Origin of the sequence: Azospirillum sp. SYSU D00513, assembly GCF_017356015.1 — a bacterium.
GTDB lineage: Bacteria > Pseudomonadota > Alphaproteobacteria > Azospirillales > Azospirillaceae > Azospirillum.
Map to the genome: position 1 here is coordinate 36,357 of NZ_JAFIQV010000020.1, position 16,087 is coordinate 52,443.

At 67.8% G+C, this 16,087-nt stretch carries 9 protein-coding genes; 4 read left to right on the forward strand and 5 right to left on the reverse strand.

The window, feature by feature from the left end; all coding sequences use genetic code 11:
• Window positions 1–35 precede the first annotated feature (35 nt).
• Window positions 36–260, reverse strand: a complete 225-nt coding sequence (locus JUB11_RS16060; protein ID WP_207459581.1) for a NepR family anti-sigma factor — start codon at window positions 258–260, stop codon at window positions 36–38.
• 426 nt (window positions 261–686) lie between these two features.
• On the opposite strand from JUB11_RS16060, the gene JUB11_RS16065 reads away from it, so the two are divergent.
• Window positions 687–1,547 (forward strand): SDR family oxidoreductase, encoded by an 861-nt coding sequence (locus JUB11_RS16065; protein WP_207459582.1) that lies wholly within the window; start codon window positions 687–689, stop codon window positions 1,545–1,547.
• A 121-nt stretch (window positions 1,548–1,668) separates the two neighbouring features.
• Here the strand turns inward: JUB11_RS16065 and JUB11_RS16070 are convergent, their stop codons facing one another.
• Entirely contained in the window at window positions 1,669–2,142 is a 474-nt protein-coding gene (locus JUB11_RS16070) for a sigma-70 family RNA polymerase sigma factor (protein ID WP_207459583.1), read from the reverse strand.
• Window positions 2,143–2,930: 788 nt separating this feature from the next.
• Between JUB11_RS16070 and JUB11_RS16075 the strand changes: the two genes are divergently transcribed.
• The 3 genes from JUB11_RS16075 to JUB11_RS16085 all read left to right on the forward strand — a co-directional run bounded on the left by JUB11_RS16075 (window position 2,931) and on the right by JUB11_RS16085 (window position 8,541).
• Complete coding sequence (locus JUB11_RS16075) at window positions 2,931–5,429, forward strand: glycogen/starch/alpha-glucan phosphorylase (protein ID WP_207459584.1); 2,499 nt, start codon at window positions 2,931–2,933, stop codon at window positions 5,427–5,429.
• A 302-nt stretch (window positions 5,430–5,731) separates the two neighbouring features.
• Window positions 5,732–6,748 carry an aspartate-semialdehyde dehydrogenase gene (locus JUB11_RS16080; RefSeq protein WP_207459585.1) on the forward strand — a complete coding sequence of 339 codons (1,017 nt, stop codon included), beginning with the start codon at window positions 5,732–5,734 and terminating at the stop codon, window positions 6,746–6,748.
• Window positions 6,749–6,930: 182 nt separating this feature from the next.
• Complete coding sequence (locus JUB11_RS16085) at window positions 6,931–8,541, forward strand: peptide chain release factor 3 (RefSeq protein WP_207459586.1); 1,611 nt, start codon at window positions 6,931–6,933, stop codon at window positions 8,539–8,541.
• A gap of 102 nt (window positions 8,542–8,643) precedes the next feature.
• Here the strand turns inward: JUB11_RS16085 and JUB11_RS16090 are convergent, their stop codons facing one another.
• The 3 genes from JUB11_RS16090 to JUB11_RS16100 all read right to left on the reverse strand — a co-directional run bounded on the left by JUB11_RS16090 (window position 8,644) and on the right by JUB11_RS16100 (window position 15,794).
• Complete coding sequence (locus JUB11_RS16090) at window positions 8,644–9,537, reverse strand: transglutaminase family protein (RefSeq protein ID WP_207459587.1); 894 nt, start codon at window positions 9,535–9,537, stop codon at window positions 8,644–8,646.
• A 31-nt stretch (window positions 9,538–9,568) separates the two neighbouring features.
• Window positions 9,569–12,223 (reverse strand): circularly permuted type 2 ATP-grasp protein, encoded by a 2,655-nt coding sequence (locus JUB11_RS16095; RefSeq protein ID WP_348771442.1) that lies wholly within the window; start codon window positions 12,221–12,223, stop codon window positions 9,569–9,571.
• A 208-nt stretch (window positions 12,224–12,431) separates the two neighbouring features.
• Window positions 12,432–15,794, reverse strand: a complete 3,363-nt coding sequence (locus JUB11_RS16100; RefSeq protein WP_207459588.1) for a transglutaminase family protein — start codon at window positions 15,792–15,794, stop codon at window positions 12,432–12,434.
• Between the last annotated feature and the right edge of the window lie 293 nt (window positions 15,795–16,087).

Here is a 16,087-nt window from a genome sequence, read left to right on the forward strand (position 1 = left end):
CGGTCGCCACCAAAGACAGATCCGGTCGGGAGGCTTCAGCTCTTCTGACGGCGTAAAAGCTCGAGCATGCGCGAGGGCACCGGCTCCTCGAGCACCGGGTCGTAGAGGCGGTGAAGCTCCTCCACGTGATTCCGGTGCTGCGACAGGAGAGCCTTGATCTCCATGTCGCCCTCGGCTGCTTTTTCGAGTTCGTGGCGCTTGTCCTCGTCGAGGGCGCCGTCGAGATAGGCGTTGATATCGTTCATCGTCACACGCTTCATGTGTTTCGTTCCCGGAACGTCGCCGGGGCCGGGCCCAGAGACGAAAACGATCCGCGGCACGACCGCAACATGGTGCGGCACCCCTGAGGGTACGCGCCGAAGGCCTTGGATCGTGCCGCCTACCTCTTCTTATGGGGTGTGCGATCGGGACTTCCAACCCTTGGTGGGTGCTCCGCTCTTTCAGCGGATCGACCCGGCCGCATGGCGTTCCTCCCGACGGGCGGCTCCCCTGAATTCCGCCCGGCACCCCTTCGTTCCTGCATGGCGTGGTAACAGCGGCTATAGGCGGTTGTTCCAGCAAACACTTTTGCGGAACGGCGCCGGGCGGCGGCTGTTGTCCGGCGGCATCAGGGCCGTTCGAAAGAGCGCGGCCCTCCCGAACGGAAGCCCGATTCACAGAAGCCCGATTCCAAGGAGACGCGAACCATGGCTCAGCAGGAGTCCCGTCAGCCGCCCCAGCACCAGAACACGCAGCCCGGCCACCAGGATCCGATGACGCCGCAGCCCGCGACCATGGCGCCCCACTACCGCGGCAGCGGCAAGCTGCGCGACAAGGTGGCCCTGATCACCGGCGGCGACAGCGGCATCGGCCGCGCGACCGCCATCCTGTTCGCGCGCGAGGGCGCCAAGGTCGCCTTCGTCTACCTGAACGAGGACGACGACGCGGAGGAAACCAAGCGCCTGGTCGGGGAGGAGGGGCAGCCCTGCACCGCGATCCGCGGCGACCTCGGCGACGAGGAGACCTGCAAGCGCGCCATCGCCCGCGTCGTGGAGGAGTTCGGCCGCATCGACATCCTCGTGAACAACGCGGCGGAGCAGCATCCCCAGCAGAAGATCGAGGACATCACCGCCGAGCAGCTGGAGCGGACCTTCCGCACGAACATTTTCGCCTATTTCTACATGGCGAAGGCCGCCCTGCCGCACATGAAGGAGGGCAGCGCCATCGTCAACACGACATCGGTCACCGCCTACAAGGGCAACCCGATGCTGCTGGACTATTCCTCGACCAAGGGCGCCATCGTCGCCTTCACCCGGTCGCTGGCCCTGTCGGTGGCCGAGCGCGGCATCCGTGTCAACGCCGTGGCGCCGGGGCCGATCTGGACTCCGCTGATCCCCTCGACCTTCCCGGAGGACAAGGTGGCGAGCTTCGGGTCCGACGTGCCGCTCGGCCGCGCCGGTCAGCCGGAAGAGGTGGCGCCCTGCTTCGTGTTCCTGGCGTCGAGCGACTCCTCCTACATGTCGGGGCAGGTGCTGCATCCCAACGGCGGCAGCGTCGTCAACGGCTGACGCAAAGGCAAGGGGGCCGGTTCCATCAGGGCCGGCCCTGGACCGAGGGTTCCGGAGCCGGAAGGAGGGCAAGAAAAAAGGGCGGAGCCCGCCGGCTCCGCCCTTTCCGTGGAGAAGGCCGTCAGGCGGCCATCAGCGTGTTCAACCGCTCGCGGGCGCGGCACAGGCGGGAACGGATCGTGCCGATGGAGACGTTCAGCTTCTCGGCGGCTTCCTGGTAGGGGCGGCCCTCGATGGCGACGAGTTTCACGACCTTGCGCTGGCTGGGGGTCAGGGCGCCGAAGCAGCGGTCCACGTCGCGGAAGACGAGGCGGGCGATCTGGGCGGCCTCGACCGACATGGCGCCGTCCCACAGCTCGATCTTGGTGACGTGCTTCTCGCGCTGAAGATTGTTGAAGTGAAGGTTCTTCAGCATCGTGGTGAGCCAGGCCTGCATGTTGGTGCCGGGTTCGAAACGGTGCTGGCGCGACAGGGCGCGGGCCAGGCAATCCTGGGTCAGATCCTCGGCCGCCGCGGCGTCGCGCGTCAGCTTGCAGGCGTAGCGTTGCAGGTTGGGCATGCAGCGGATCAGCTCGGATTCGAACGAGTACGCCATGATTACTCTTCCTCCACGGTTCTCTTCACATCGAGGCGGCTCTTTGCGGCGCCTCGGGCGAGGGATGACTTCCCCCTTTCCGGCGCGCTGGAGGCGTGCCGGCCCTTTTTGGAGCTTCGCGGTGTCGGTCGGTCTGTAGGCGTGTCGCCGCTACGGCGTCCCAAGGGCGGGGCCGGCGGCGAATCGGCTCGCGGGTCGGCCCCTGCTTCGGATGGTCGTCATCTGCGGTCTCCCGGTCTCTCGTGAGCAATCCGAAGGCGCCTTTGCGCTTCCGTATTGCCTCCGTTCCTCGTGACGTCCCCTTCTAAACGCGGCCCCTTACGGGTTGTTCCCCAGACGGAACGACGGAATTCAACTTCCGTGGAAGGCGAATGGAAATTTTGGCTAAGACTTAGTTCGTCTTCGATGTTTCTGCCGGGAAGGGAACGTCCGGTGCCGGATTCGGGGTCCGTGGAGCCCGGATTTTGTTTCCGGGGAGCGCCCGGCGGCCGAACCGTACGGATTGTGCAGTTGCGATAAAGACGCGACTGTGGTGCAGTTGTCCCAGGTCGTCGGCGCCGGTCGATGGGGGCCGCGGGCGCCCGTCGGGCCGCTTCCGCCGGGCCCTTTACTGGACCGCTGGCGGCGCGGCCATGAGAATGGAAGGAAAACCGTTTCCGACTCCATCCCTAAGAGTTTTATTAACCAACATTCCGGATACTGCCTCCTGTTCGGAGGACCCGCATGGACGCGGCCTTCCTCCGTCGGGCCCTCTCTCCCCCTGGCCTTGGACAACGGAAAGTCAGCATATGGACGCTCGATACAAGTCCCGCGAGATCGAACGGCGCAGTCTGGATGTCGACGGGCTCAAGCGCTCGTTCTTGGAATGGCTGGTCTATTCGGTCGGCAAGGACGCCAAGGCCGCCACGCGCCGCGACTGGTTCCACACGGTGGCCTTGTCCGTGCGCGACCGGCTGGTCGACCGCTGGATGGACACGACGCGGACCTACTACAAGAAGGACAGCAAGCGCGTCTATTACTTGTCCCTCGAGTTCCTCATCGGGCGCCTGCTCGGCAACAGCCTGGCGAACATGGGGGTCGTGGAGGAGTGCCGGAAGGCGCTGGACCAGCTCGGCCTGAACCTGGAAGAGGTCCTGGACGCCGAGCCGGACGCCGCACTCGGCAACGGCGGCCTCGGCCGCCTCGCCGCCTGCTTCCTGGACAGCATGGCCTCGCTGGGCCTGCCGGGCTACGGCTACGGCATCCGCTATGAATTCGGCCTGTTCGAGCAGCGCTTCGAACATGGCTGGCAGGTCGAGTATCCGGAGCAGTGGCTCCAGTTCGGCAACCCGTGGGAGTTCGCGCGGCCCGAGGTCCTCTATCCCGTGCAGTTCTACGGCCGGGTCGAGGAGTTCCGGGATTCGGTCGGCGAGCGCGCCTACCGCTGGGTCGACAGCGAGCGCGTGCTGGCCATGGCCTACGACACGCCCGTGGTCGGCTTCGGCGGCGAGACGATCAACACGCTGCGCCTCTGGTCGGCGCGCGCGACCCGCGACTTCAACTTCGGGCACTTCAACGAAGGTGCCTACATGAAGGCGGTCGAGCAGAAGATCCTGTCGGAGAATCTCAGCCGCGTCCTCTACCCGAACGACGCGACCGAGACCGGCAAGGAACTCCGCCTCAAGCAGGAGTATTTCTTCACCTCGGCCTCGATGCAGGACATCCTGCACCGCCACATGCTGAACCACGGCAGCTTCGACAATCTGGCGGAAAAGGCGGCGGTCCAGCTCAACGACACGCACCCGGCCATCTCCATCGCCGAGCTGATGCGCCTGCTGGTCGACCAGCACGGCTACGAATGGGACCGCGCCTGGGAGATCACGCGGGCGACCTTCTCCTACACCAACCACACGCTCCTGCCCGAAGCGCTGGAAGCCTGGCCGGTCCAGATGATCGAGCGGGTGCTGCCGCGCCACATGCAGATCATCTACGAGATCAACGCGAAGTTCCTGAACCGCACCAAGGCCCGGGCGGCCGGCGACATGGAGCGTCTGTCGCGCCTGTCGCTGATCGACGAGCGGGGCGAGCGCCGCGTGCGCATGGGCAACCTGGCCTTCCTCGGCTCGCACAAGGTCAACGGCGTGTCGGCCCTGCACACCGACCTGATGAAGCAGACGGTCTTCGCCGACTTCCACGCGGAGTTCCCGGACCGCATCAACAACAAGACCAACGGCATCACCCCGCGCCGCTGGCTGCACCAGGCCAACCGGCCGCTGGCCGAGCTGATCACCAGCCGCATCGGCGAGAGCTGGATCCATGATCTGAGCCAGATCGCCGCACTGCGCGACAAGGCCGACGACGTGGTCTTCCGCGAGGAGTTCCGCCGCGCCAAGCGCAAGAACAAGAAGCGGCTGGCCGCCTTCATCGCCCGCCAGACCGGCGTCGAGGTGCAGGTCGACAGCATGTTCGACGTGCAGGTCAAGCGCATGCACGAGTACAAGCGCCAGCTCCTGAACGTCCTTCAGACGATCGCGCTGTACAACGACATGCGCTCCAACCCGACCGTGAACTGGGTGCCGGTCACCAAGATCTTCGGCGGCAAGGCGGCGCCGAGCTACCACATGGCCAAGCTGATCATCAAGCTGATCAACGATGTCGCCAAGGTGGTCAACCATGACCCGGCCCTGCACGACAAGCTGAAGGTCGTGTATCTGCCGAACTACAACGTCACCGCCGCCGAGATCATCATGCCGGCCGCCGACCTGTCGGAGCAGATCTCCACGGCGGGCATGGAGGCCTCGGGCACCGGCAACATGAAGCTGGCGCTCAACGGCGCTCTGACCATCGGCACGCTGGACGGCGCCAACGTCGAGATCCGAGAGCATGTCGGGGCCGAGAACATCTTCATCTTCGGCCTGACGGCGGAGGAGGTGAACGACTTGCGCGTGACCGGCGGCTTCAACCCGCGCGACGTCATCGCCTCCAACCCGAGCCTCAAGCGCGTGCTCGACATGATCTCGACCGGCGTCTTCTCGCCGGACGATCCCAACCGCTACCTGCCGATCGTCCAGGCCCTGACGGACGGCGGCGACCATTTCCTGGTCACGGCCGACTTCGCCGACTACTGCCGCGCGCAGGAAGCGGCGATGCAGCTCTACCGCAACTCCGAGGAATGGACCCGCAAGGCGATCCTGAACACGACCAACATGGGCTGGTTCTCCTCGGACCGCACGATCAACGAGTATGCCGAGGAGATCTGGGACGTGCACCCGGTCAAGCCGGAGGTCAATGACGACGACGTCGCCTGAGCGGCAGGGTTGACTGGGTAGGAAAATAACAATCAGGGCGAACACGCGGACACTTCACAAATGCCGTGTGTTCGTCTATGGATAGGATCATGAACCGCTCGATCGCCATCATCATTACCACTACCAAAACGACCAGCTCCGGCGGGCCGTCCGGAAGTGGCGCGTGAAGATGCGGTAGAGACGCTTCACCACCCACGAGGGCCCCGCCGGAGACGGACGGGGCCCTTGTCGTATCTGGCACATCAAGGGCACCGTTTCAGAAGCAACGGCGCGGGCGCACACAACAGGACACGGACACGATCATGAGCAGCTCTTCCCCTTCTCCCCGCCGCGTCGCCGTCGTCGGCGCCACCGGTGCCGTCGGCCGTGAAATGGTCAACGTGCTCCACAGCCGCTCCTTCCCCGTCGGGGAGCTGCGCCTGTTCGCGTCGGCTCGCAGCGCCGGCCGCACCGTGGAGACGCCCTTCGGCCAGATCACGCTGGAAGAGTTCAACCATGAGCGCGTGAAGGACTGCGACATCGTTCTGCTTGCCGTGTCCGGCGACTTCGCCAAGGAGCACGGCCCCCGCATCGCCGCCGCCGGCCCGCTGGTGATCGACAACTCCTCGGCCTTCCGCTATCAGCCGGAGATCCCGCTGATCGTGCCGGAGATCAACGCCGGCGCCTACGAGCCCTCCAAGCGCCTGATCTCCAACCCGAACTGCACGACCGCCATCGCCGTCGTGGCGCTCGGCCCCCTGCACAAGGCCTTCGGCCTCCGCCGCGTGATCGTCTCCACCTACCAGGCGACCAGCGGCGCCGGTGCCGAGGGCATGGAGGAGCTGGAGCAGCAGACCCGCAACCAGCTCGAAGGCCGCCCGGTCACCAACAGCGTCTTCCGCCACCCGATCCCCTTCAACGTCATCCCGCAGATCGACGCCTTCCAGGAGAACGGCTACACCAAGGAGGAGATGAAGGTGACCTGGGAGACCCGGAAGATCCTGGACCTGCCGGACCTGCCGGTGAGCTGCACCGCCGTGCGCATCCCGACCTACCGCGCCCATTCCGAGGCCATCACCATCGAGACGATCGAGCCGGTGACCGCCGCCGCCGCCCGCGCGGTGCTTGGCGACGCGGCCGGCGTGAAGCTGACCGACGACCCGGCCAACGGCGTCTACCCGATGCCGCTGAACGCCACCGGCCAGTTCGACGTCGAGGTCGGCCGCATCCGCGTCAACCCGGTCTTCGGCGACCGCGGCCTCGACCTGTTCGTCTGCGGCGACCAGCTCCTGAAGGGTGCGGCGCTCAACGCCGTGCAGATCGCCGAACTCAGTCTGTAAGGCGCGGGTCTGACCACCGCCGATCCGGCCGCCGCGGGACTGGAACCGGGGCGGCCGGACTGCTATCTATAGGGCCAAGGAAGAGGGCCGCGGGGCGCGTGACGCTCCCGGCCCTTTTCGCCGTTTCCAATTCGGCCGTTTTCATTTCGGCCATTTGCATTTCGAGAGTGACGGGAAGGCGCATGTCCGAACATCAGGACGCCGTTTCCCGGCGACGGACCTTCGCGATCATCGCGCACCCCGACGCCGGCAAGACCACATTGACGGAAAAGCTGCTGCTGTTCGGCGGCGCCATCCAGATGGCCGGCGCCGTGAAGGCGCGCGGCGAGCAGCGGCGCGCCAAGTCCGACTGGATGAAGGTGGAGCGCGAGCGCGGCATCTCGGTCACCGCCTCGGTGATGACCTTCGACTATGTCGGCCGCACCTTCAACCTGCTCGACACGCCGGGCCACGAGGACTTCTCGGAGGACACCTACCGCACGCTCACGGCGGTGGACAGCGCGGTCATGGTCATCGACGGCGCCAAGGGCATCGAGGCGCAGACCCTGAAGCTGTTCGAGGTCTGCCGCCTGCGCGACGTGCCGATCATGACCTTCTGCAACAAGATGGACCGCGAGGCGCGCGACCCGTTCGACCTCATCTCCGAGATCGAGCAGTCGCTGGCGCTGGAGGTCACGCCGGCGAGCTGGCCCATCGGCATGGGCCGCGACTTCCTGGGCTGCTACGACCTGATCCGCGACCGGCTGATCCTGATGGACCGCACGAAGGGCGACGAGATCGACGAGGGCATCGAGTGCCACGGCCTCGACGACCCGAAGCTCGACGAGCTGCTGCCCGCCCACGCGGTGGAGAAGCTGCGCGAGGAGGTGGAGATGGCCCGCGGGCTGATGCCGCCCTTCGATCTGGAAGCCTACCGGGCGGGCCACCTGACTCCGATCTATTTCGGCTCGGCCATCAACAACTTCGGTGTGCGCGAGCTGCTGGAGAGCCTGGCCGAGAGCGCCCCGCCGCCACGCCCGCAGCCGGCCGACCAGCGCCTCGTGGCGCCGGACGAGGCGAAGACCAGCGGATTCGTGTTCAAGGTCCAGGCCAACATGGACCCGAACCATCGCGACCGCATCGCCTTCGTCCGGCTCTGCTCCGGCCGGTTCAAGCGCGGCGCGAAGCTGAAGCACATCCGTTCCGGCAAGCTGATGGCGGTGAACAACGCCGTGCTGTTCCTGGCCCGCGACCGCGAGCTGGCGGAAGAGGCCTGGCCGGGCGACATCATCGGCATCCCGAACCACGGGTCTTTGCGCATCGGCGACACGCTGACCGAGGGCGAGGACCTGCGCTTCACCGGCGTGCCGAGCTTCGCGCCGGAACTGCTCCAGCGCGTGCGGCTGGACGACCCGATGAAGGTGAAGCACCTGCGCAAGGCGCTGGAGCATTTCGCCGAGGAGGGTGCGTCCCAGGTGTTCAAGCCGCTGACCGGCGCCGACTGGGTCGTGGGCGTCGTCGGGCAGCTTCAGTTCGAGGTGCTCGCCGCCCGCATCGAGGCGGAATACGGGCTGACCGCCCGTTTCGAGGGGGCCGGCGTCGATGCCGCGCGCTGGATCGAGGCGGACGACGAGGCGGAGCTGAAGAAGTTCATCGACCTGAACCGCTCGGCGCTCGCCGAGGACCATGACGGCGCCCTGGTCTTCCTTGCCCGCAACCCCTGGCACCTGAACCGCGCCCAGGAGGATTTCCCGAAGCTGCGCTTCCTGAAGACGCGCGAGCAGAACGCCAAGGTCCACACCTCGGCGGCGTGACGGCCGGCATCCGGCCCAGCCGACCTGCACGAAAAAGCCCCTCTCCCGCCGGTCGGGAGAGGGGCTTTTTCCTTGCCGTCTCCCGGAAAACGGGAGGACCTTCTACTCCGCCGCCTGTTCCAGCGGCTCGACATCCACGCTGACCGTCAGGGCGTGGCCGGCGCCGCCCATCAGGACGCCGCGCACGGGGCTGACGTCGGCGTAGTCGCGGCCCCAGGCGATGGTGATGAAGTCCTGGTCGGTCGGCCGGTCGTTGGTCGGGCAGAGGTCGAGCCAGCCGGTCCCGCCGCCGCACCATACCGAGGCCCAGGCGTGGCTGACGTCCGCACCGACCAGCCGGGGCTTGCCAGGCGGGGGAAGGGTGCGCAGATAGCCCGAGACGTAGCGGGCCGGAAGCCCCTGCGCGCGCAGGCAGCCGATGACCACCTGGGCGAAGTCCTGGCAGACGCCGCGGCGCTGCCTCATGACCACGGACAGCGGCGTCGCCACGGTCGTCGCCGACGGGTCGAAGGCGAAATCACGGTGGACGCGGCGGATCAGGTCGATGGAAGCCTCGGCGACGGGCCGGCCCGGCGTGAAGGACGGGCGGGCATAGTCCGCGAGGTCCGGCGAAACCGTCACCAGCGCGCTGTCGAAGGCGTACTGGACGATGTCCGCCCCATCGTCCGGGCCGGTGAGGCCGCGCAGGGACTCGCGGACGGCCTCCCAGGGCGGTGTCGCGGACGGGTCGCGCCTGGGTGCGGCGAAGACCTCGACCTCGCTCTCGGCCGTGATCTCGAAGCTGCTGTGGGGCTCCTGCACGGCGACGTAGATCAGGGCATTGCCGAAATAATCGGTGTGGTCGGCGCGCAGCGCCGTCGCCGGGGTTATGGTGAGCTGGCTGCGGCGCACCCGCTGGAGCGGGTGGGGGCGGGCGGTGAGGTGCAGCAGGTGATGGGCCACCGGCACGTCCTCGCCATACTCGTACCGCGTCGTGTGGCGGACGCGGTAACGCATCGTGGCGGCGCCGGCGGGCGGGGCGCTCGTCTCAGGCAGATCGTGCGAAAGCATGGCTGAAATAGGCATGTGCGAGGAGGTTGGACACATCCGGCAGCGACGCCGCCAGCGTGTCGAGCGTGGAATGGAGCGCCGCGTTCGAACCCAGCGCCGCCGGATCCCGCAGCAGGTCGCGGGCGGTCCGCACGATGCCGGCGGCGCTGGCCGTCGGGTCGTCGTTGCGCGGCATGGAGCCGCCGGGCAGCGCCGTCAGGTGGCCATGCAGCGCTGCGAGCTGGAAGGCGAGTGCCCGCGGGTTGCTCTCGTCCGCGAGGAGCAGCTGCAGCACGCCGTCCCGCCGCACCGTCGTCAGATAGCGGGAGCGGTAGGTCATGACGCTCTCGCCGAGTTCCAGCAGGATGGCGAGCGACGCCTCCTGCGTGTTGGCGTCGTAGCGGGTCAGGTCGGCGACGTTCACCCCGCGCATGACCGCGATCATGTGGAGGGCGCGTTCGATGCGCCGCCCGATGTCGAGGAAACGCCAGCCGGATCCGCGCGTCATGCTCTCCTGCTGGTGGCCGGACAGGGCCGCCAGGCTGATCATGATGTCGTCCAGCCGAAGCAGCATCGAGGCCGCGTCGATGCGGGCGCGCGGCGGCTGTCCCGGCTGTCCCGGAGTGCCGGCGGTCTGGCTGCCTGTATGGCTGCTTGGACCCTGGCTCTGCCGCTCGATGGCCGAGACGACGCGCCACGTGTCGAGCGACAGGCGGTCGCGCACCGAATAGGCGGTCCGGTGCAGGCGGACGATCTGGGTGCGCAGGCTGTAGGGATGGTCCGCGTCGAACACCGAGGCGTTGAGCGCGTTCTGGAGGCCGCGCCCGGTCCCCGTCTCCGTCACGTCGGAGAAGTCCTTGGGCACGAGGCCGAGCCCGGCCATCAGCGACAGGAGCGGGCGCATCTGCGCCCCGGCGCCGGGGAAGTTCGCGTCGGTCAGCCGCGTGTGGGCGGCCCGCAGCAGCCGCACGGCACTCTCCGCCCGCTCGGCGTAGCGGCCAAGCCAGAAGAGCCCGTCGGCGACGCGGCTCGGCAGGTCGGTCGTCACCGGCTTGATCGGCTCCGCCACCGGGTCGGCGGGCGGCGAAAGGCGCGTGCGGGCCGGCGGCGTCTCGTGCCGGCGCCCGGACAGGATCCAGGTGTCCTTGCTGCCGCCGCCGCGCTGCATGGAGACGACGAGCTTGCCGGATTCGGTGGACACGCGGGTCAGCCCGCCGGGCATGACGCTGTAGCCGCCGTCCGGCGTCGAGCAGAGGAAGACGCGCAGCACCAGTGGGCGCGGCTGAAGCTTGCCCTCGTGCCAGACCGGTGCCGTGGACAGGGCGAGCCGCTCCTGCGCCACGTAGTTCCAGGGGCGCTGCCGGATCTTCTCCACCAGCTCGGCCCGCTCGGCCTTCGACAGGTCGCTGCCGAAGATCGGTTCGAAGGGGCGGGCTGGGAAAGCCGGCTTGACGACGAGGCTTTCCAGGGAGTCCAGCGCGTAGGCGCGCTCCGCGTCGTTGCCGCACCACCAGACGGCGACGCCCGGCAGCTTCAGCTCTTCCCCCAACAGGTGGCGGCAGAGCGTCGGAAGCGCGGACTTCAGCGCCATCGACTCAAGCAGGCCGGATCCCAGCGCGTTGGCGACGACCACGGATCCGGCGCGCACCGCCTCCACCAGCCCGGCCACGCCCAGCGAGCTGTCGGCGCGCATCTCCAGCGGGTCGGCGAAATCGGCGTCGAGCCGCCGCAGGATGACGTCCACCTGCTCCAGCCCGCTCAGCGTCTTCAGATAGACCTGCCGGTCGCGCACCGTCAGGTCCGCGCCCTCGACCAGCGTGAGGCCGAGATAGCGGGCGAGGTAGACGTGCTCGAAATAGGTCTCGTTGTAGGGACCCGGCGTCAGCAGGACCACGCGCGGCCGGTCCTTGCGCGGGCTCAGCGACAGCAGCGTTTCCTTGAAGGTCTCGAAGAAGGGCGCCAGCCGCTCCACCTGGCAATGGCGGAAGCTGTCCGGCAGCACCTTCGACATGACCGCGCGGTTTTCAAGCGCGTAGCCGCTGCCGCTCGGCGCCTGGGTGCGGTCCGACAGCACCCACCAGCGCCCGTCCGGCGAGCGCGCCAGATCGACCGCGTAGGAATGCAGGTGGATGTCGCCGGGAACGCGGATGCCGTGGACGGCCCGGCGGAAACCGGGGTCGGCGTGGATCACGGCGGGCGGCAGCCGTCCCTCGCGGATCAGCGTCTGCCGCCCGTACAGGTCGGCGAGTACGGCGTTGAGCAGCGTCGCCCGCTGGATCAGCCCGGACTCAAGCGCCTTCCATTCGTGCGAGGGCAGCAGCAGGGGCATCATGTCGAGCGGCCAGGGCCGCTCCATCCCCATCGGGTCGGCGTAGATGTTGTAGGTGACGCCGTTCTGGTGCAGGAGGCGCCGCGCCTCCTCCCAGCGGTCGGACATCAGGTCGGGGTCGAGCGGACCCAGCGTCCCCATGAAGGTCTGCCAGTGGGGCCGCAATTTGCCTTGGCCGGTGACCATCTCGTCATAGACGTAGGCCCCACCGTAGCCGAGCGCGTCCGCCTCGCCGAACAGGGACCCCTGCAGGAAGGGAACCGTCCGGGGACCGCCCGGACCGGGCAGGTTCGCATCGGCGGAGATCTGGTCTGAATCGGCCACAGGGCTCGAACGCTCACGAGAGTTTCACAGCGCCAGGAGTGTGAACGTGCGTTTCCGGCAATGCAAGGCCGCTATCCGAAAATGGAACCGGCCGGACGACTCGTCCGGCCGGGTGTTGCAAATCGGATTTGCTCGGCTTTTCCTTACAAGCTCTTGAGGTGTCCGAGCGGTTGCCGGGCCTTCCGTCCGGTGAGATTGGCGGCTGCGCTCAGCCGCCTCGGCGCAGGTCCAGCGTCATCGGAAACTGCGGGTTCCGCTCCTCCGACGGGGTGTCCATCGGACCCGGCGTGTGGCCGTAGGGATAGAAGCGGGCGAGCCGGCGGCCCTCAGCCTCGTTGCCGTTGACTGGGAAGGTGTCGTAGTTGCGGCCGCCCGGATGCATGACGTGGTAGGTGCAGCCGCCGATGGACCGGCCAGCCCAGCTGTCCAGAATGTCGAAGACCAGCGGGGTGTGGACGGGGATGGTCGGGTGCAGGGCCGACGGCGGCTGCCAGGCGCGGTAACGCACCCCGCCGACATACTCGCCCTCGACACCCGTGGGGATCAGCGGCACGCGGCGGCCGTGGCAGGTCACGATGTGGCGTTCGCCGATCAGCCCGTTCACCCGGACCTGGAGCCGTTCGACGGAGCTGTCCACGTAGCGGACCGTGCCGCCGCCGCCCGGCTCCTCGCCCAGCACGTGCCAGGGCTCCAGCGCCATGCGCAACTCCAGCGTGATGCTGCGCTGGTTGACCTGGCCGTAGACCGGGAAGCGGAAGTTGAAGTGCGGATCGAACCAGGATTCCTGGAAATCGAAGCCATGCTCGCGCAGGTCCGCCAGCACGTCCGCCATGTCCTGCTGGAGGAAATAGGGCAGCATGAAGCGGTCGTGCAGCTCCGTTCCCCAGCGCACCAGCCGGTTCTTGTAGGGCGCGTTCCAGAATCGCGCGACCAGCGCCCGCATCAGCAGCTGCTGGGTCAGGCTCATCTCGGCGTGGGGCGGCATCTCGAAGGCGCGGAACTCGACGAGTCCGAGCCGCCCGGTGGAGCTGTCGGGCGAATAGAGCTTGTCGATGCAGAACTCGGCGCGGTGGGTGTTGCCCTGCACGTCGGTCAGCAGGTTGCGCAGCACGCGGTCCACCAGCCAGGGCGGGCAGCCGTTGGAGGAGGCCGCCTCGTCCAGCTTGTTGAAGGCGATCTCCAGCTCATAGAGCGTGTCATCGCGGGCCTCGTCCACGCGCGGGGCCTGGCTGGTCGGGCCGATGAACAGACCGGAGAAGACGTAGGACAGGGCCGGGTGGTTCTGCCAGAAGGTGATCAGGCTGCGCAGCATGTCCGGCCGGCGCAGGAAGGGGCTGTCCGCCGGGGTGGCGGCGCCCATGACCACGTGGTTGCCGCCGCCGGTGCCGGTGTGGCGCCCGTCGATCATGAACTTCTCGGCAGCCAGCCGCGACTGGCGCGCGTCCTCGTACAGCGCGGTGGTGTTGCGCACCAGCTCGTCCCAGGAAGCGGAGGGCTGGATGTTCACCTCGATCACGCCGGGGTCCGGCGTCACCGCCAGCGAGTTCAGGCGCGGGTCGCGCGGCGGCTGGTAGCCCTCGATCACCACGGGCAGGTCGAGTTCGAGCGCCGTGGCCTCGATCTCCGCCAGCATCGCCAGATAATCCTCCAGCGTGTTCATCGGCGGCATGAACAGGTGGATGCGCCCGTTGCGCGCCTCGCAGGCGAGCGCCGTGCGGACGATCCACCAGGCCGACTTGCCTTCCTCCGGCATCTCGGTGCGGACCTCGGCCATCGCGCGCTGGATCTGCGCGCTACGGGCGCCGGGGGGCATGCCACGGCCGGCGGGGGGCTCGTCGGCGCCCTTGATCGCGCGCTGGCGCAAGGGGACCGGGTGCGGGGGCAGCGGCGCCCGCTCCTCGAAGGGGTCGGTTTCCCAATGGTAGGGATAGTCCTGCGGCGCCACCCAGGGCAGGGAGCCGAGCGGCAGGCGATAGCCGATGGCGCTGTCGCCGGGCATCAGGAACAGCCGCTCCTGCCGCAAGGGCCAGGTGCTGGACAGCCAGACGGGTCCCTGCTGCGTCATCTTGCGGCTGATCGGCAGGGCGAAGCCGACCGGCTCGGACAGTCCCCGGCCGAAGACGCGGGCAAGGCGCTCGCGCTCTTCCGGATCCTCGAGCTTGCTGTCGAGCGGATCGACGTTCACGGGAAGCTGCTGCTCCCGCCGGATGTAGTGCCAGGGGTCCTCGTAGGCCGCGACGACCAGCGCCGGGTCGATGCCGATCCTCTTCGCCAGGGTGACCAGGAACAGCCCGGCCTCCGGAGCCTTGTGGCCGTAATCGACGTCCTCCCGCGCCAGCAGGTCGGAGTTTGCCCAGAGCGCCTCGCCGTCGCGGCGCCAGTAGAGGGTCAGCGCCCAGCGCGGCAGGGATTCGCCCGGATACCATTTGCCCTGGCCGAAATGCAGCAGGCCGCCCGGCGCGAAGCGCCGCATCAGCCGGTGGATGAGGTCGCCGGCCATACGCCGCTTGGTGGGTCCGACCGCGCTGGTGTTCCACTCCGGCGCTTCCATGTCGTCGACGGAAACGAAGGTCGGCTCGCCGCCCATGGTCAGCCGGACGTCGCCCTCGTTCAGCAAGGCGTCCACGCGCTTGCCCAGCGCGTCGATGGCGGCCCACTGCCGGGGAGCGTAGGGCTTGGTGACGCGTGGTGCCTCGTAGATGCGGGTGACCGACATCTCGTGGCGGAACTCCACCTCGGCCTCGTCCACGAGGCCGGAGATGGGTGCGGCCGAGGAGGCGTCGGGCGTGCAGGCCAGCGGGATGTGCCCCTCGCCGGCCAGCAGGCCCGAGGTGGGGTCGAGCCCGACCCAGCCGGCGCCGGGCAGGAACACCTCGGTCCAGGCGTGCAGGTCGGTGAAGTCGTTCTCCGGACCGGAGGGGCCGTCGATGGCCTTCTGGTCGGCGGTGAGCTGGATCAGGTAGCCGGACACGAAACGCGCGGCCAGACCCATGTGGCGGCAGATCTGGACGAGCAGCCAGGCCGAATCGCGGCAGGAGCCGGTGCGGTTGCCCAGCGTCTCCTCGCAGCTCTGGATGCCGGGCTCGAGCCGGATGACGTAGCCGATCTCCTGCTGGAGGCGGCGGTTGATCTCGATGATGGCGTTGATCGTCGCGGTCGGCTCGCGCGACACGGTCTTCAGATAGGCGGCCAGCAGGGGGCCCGGCTCCTCCGTCTCCATGTAGGGGCGCAGCTCGCGGGCCAGCCAGGGCTCGTAGGCGAAGGGGAAGGTCTGCGCCTTCTCCTCAAGGAAGAAGTCGAAGGGGTTGATCGACGCCATCTCGGCGACGAGGTCGACCTCGACGATGAACTCGCGGGTCTTTTCCGGGAAGACGAACCGGGCCTGGAAGTTGGACTGGGGGTCCTGCTGCCAGTTCAGGAAATGTTTCTTCGGCGTGACCTTCAGCGAATAGCTGAGAATGGGGGTCCGGCAATGCGGGGCGGGGCGCAGACGCACGATCTGGGGTCCCAACGACACCAGACGATCATAGTGGTAGATGCTTTTGTGGTTCAGCGCGACGTGGATCGCCATCTATGCCTACCTCTCCCAAGAGTCCGAGCCGGTTGCACGTTTTCATCGACGCATTTCGACCAACAGGCTGCGCGGCTGAGGCGTTGCGCAAAAGCCACGCACCCGCACAAGCGGCCAAGGCCACTGTTTCCCGTGCCTTATCAGAGCTATAAAGATCTTTCTTCGCAAGGGCGAAGGGGGAGGGCGCGGCCCGCCGGCACCGTTTCGTGGTGCCGGGCGGCAGGCGCGCCGGACGTCGTCGATGAGGATGGACGGTCCCATGGCTCTGCGGGCGGCCACGCCGATGGCCAAAT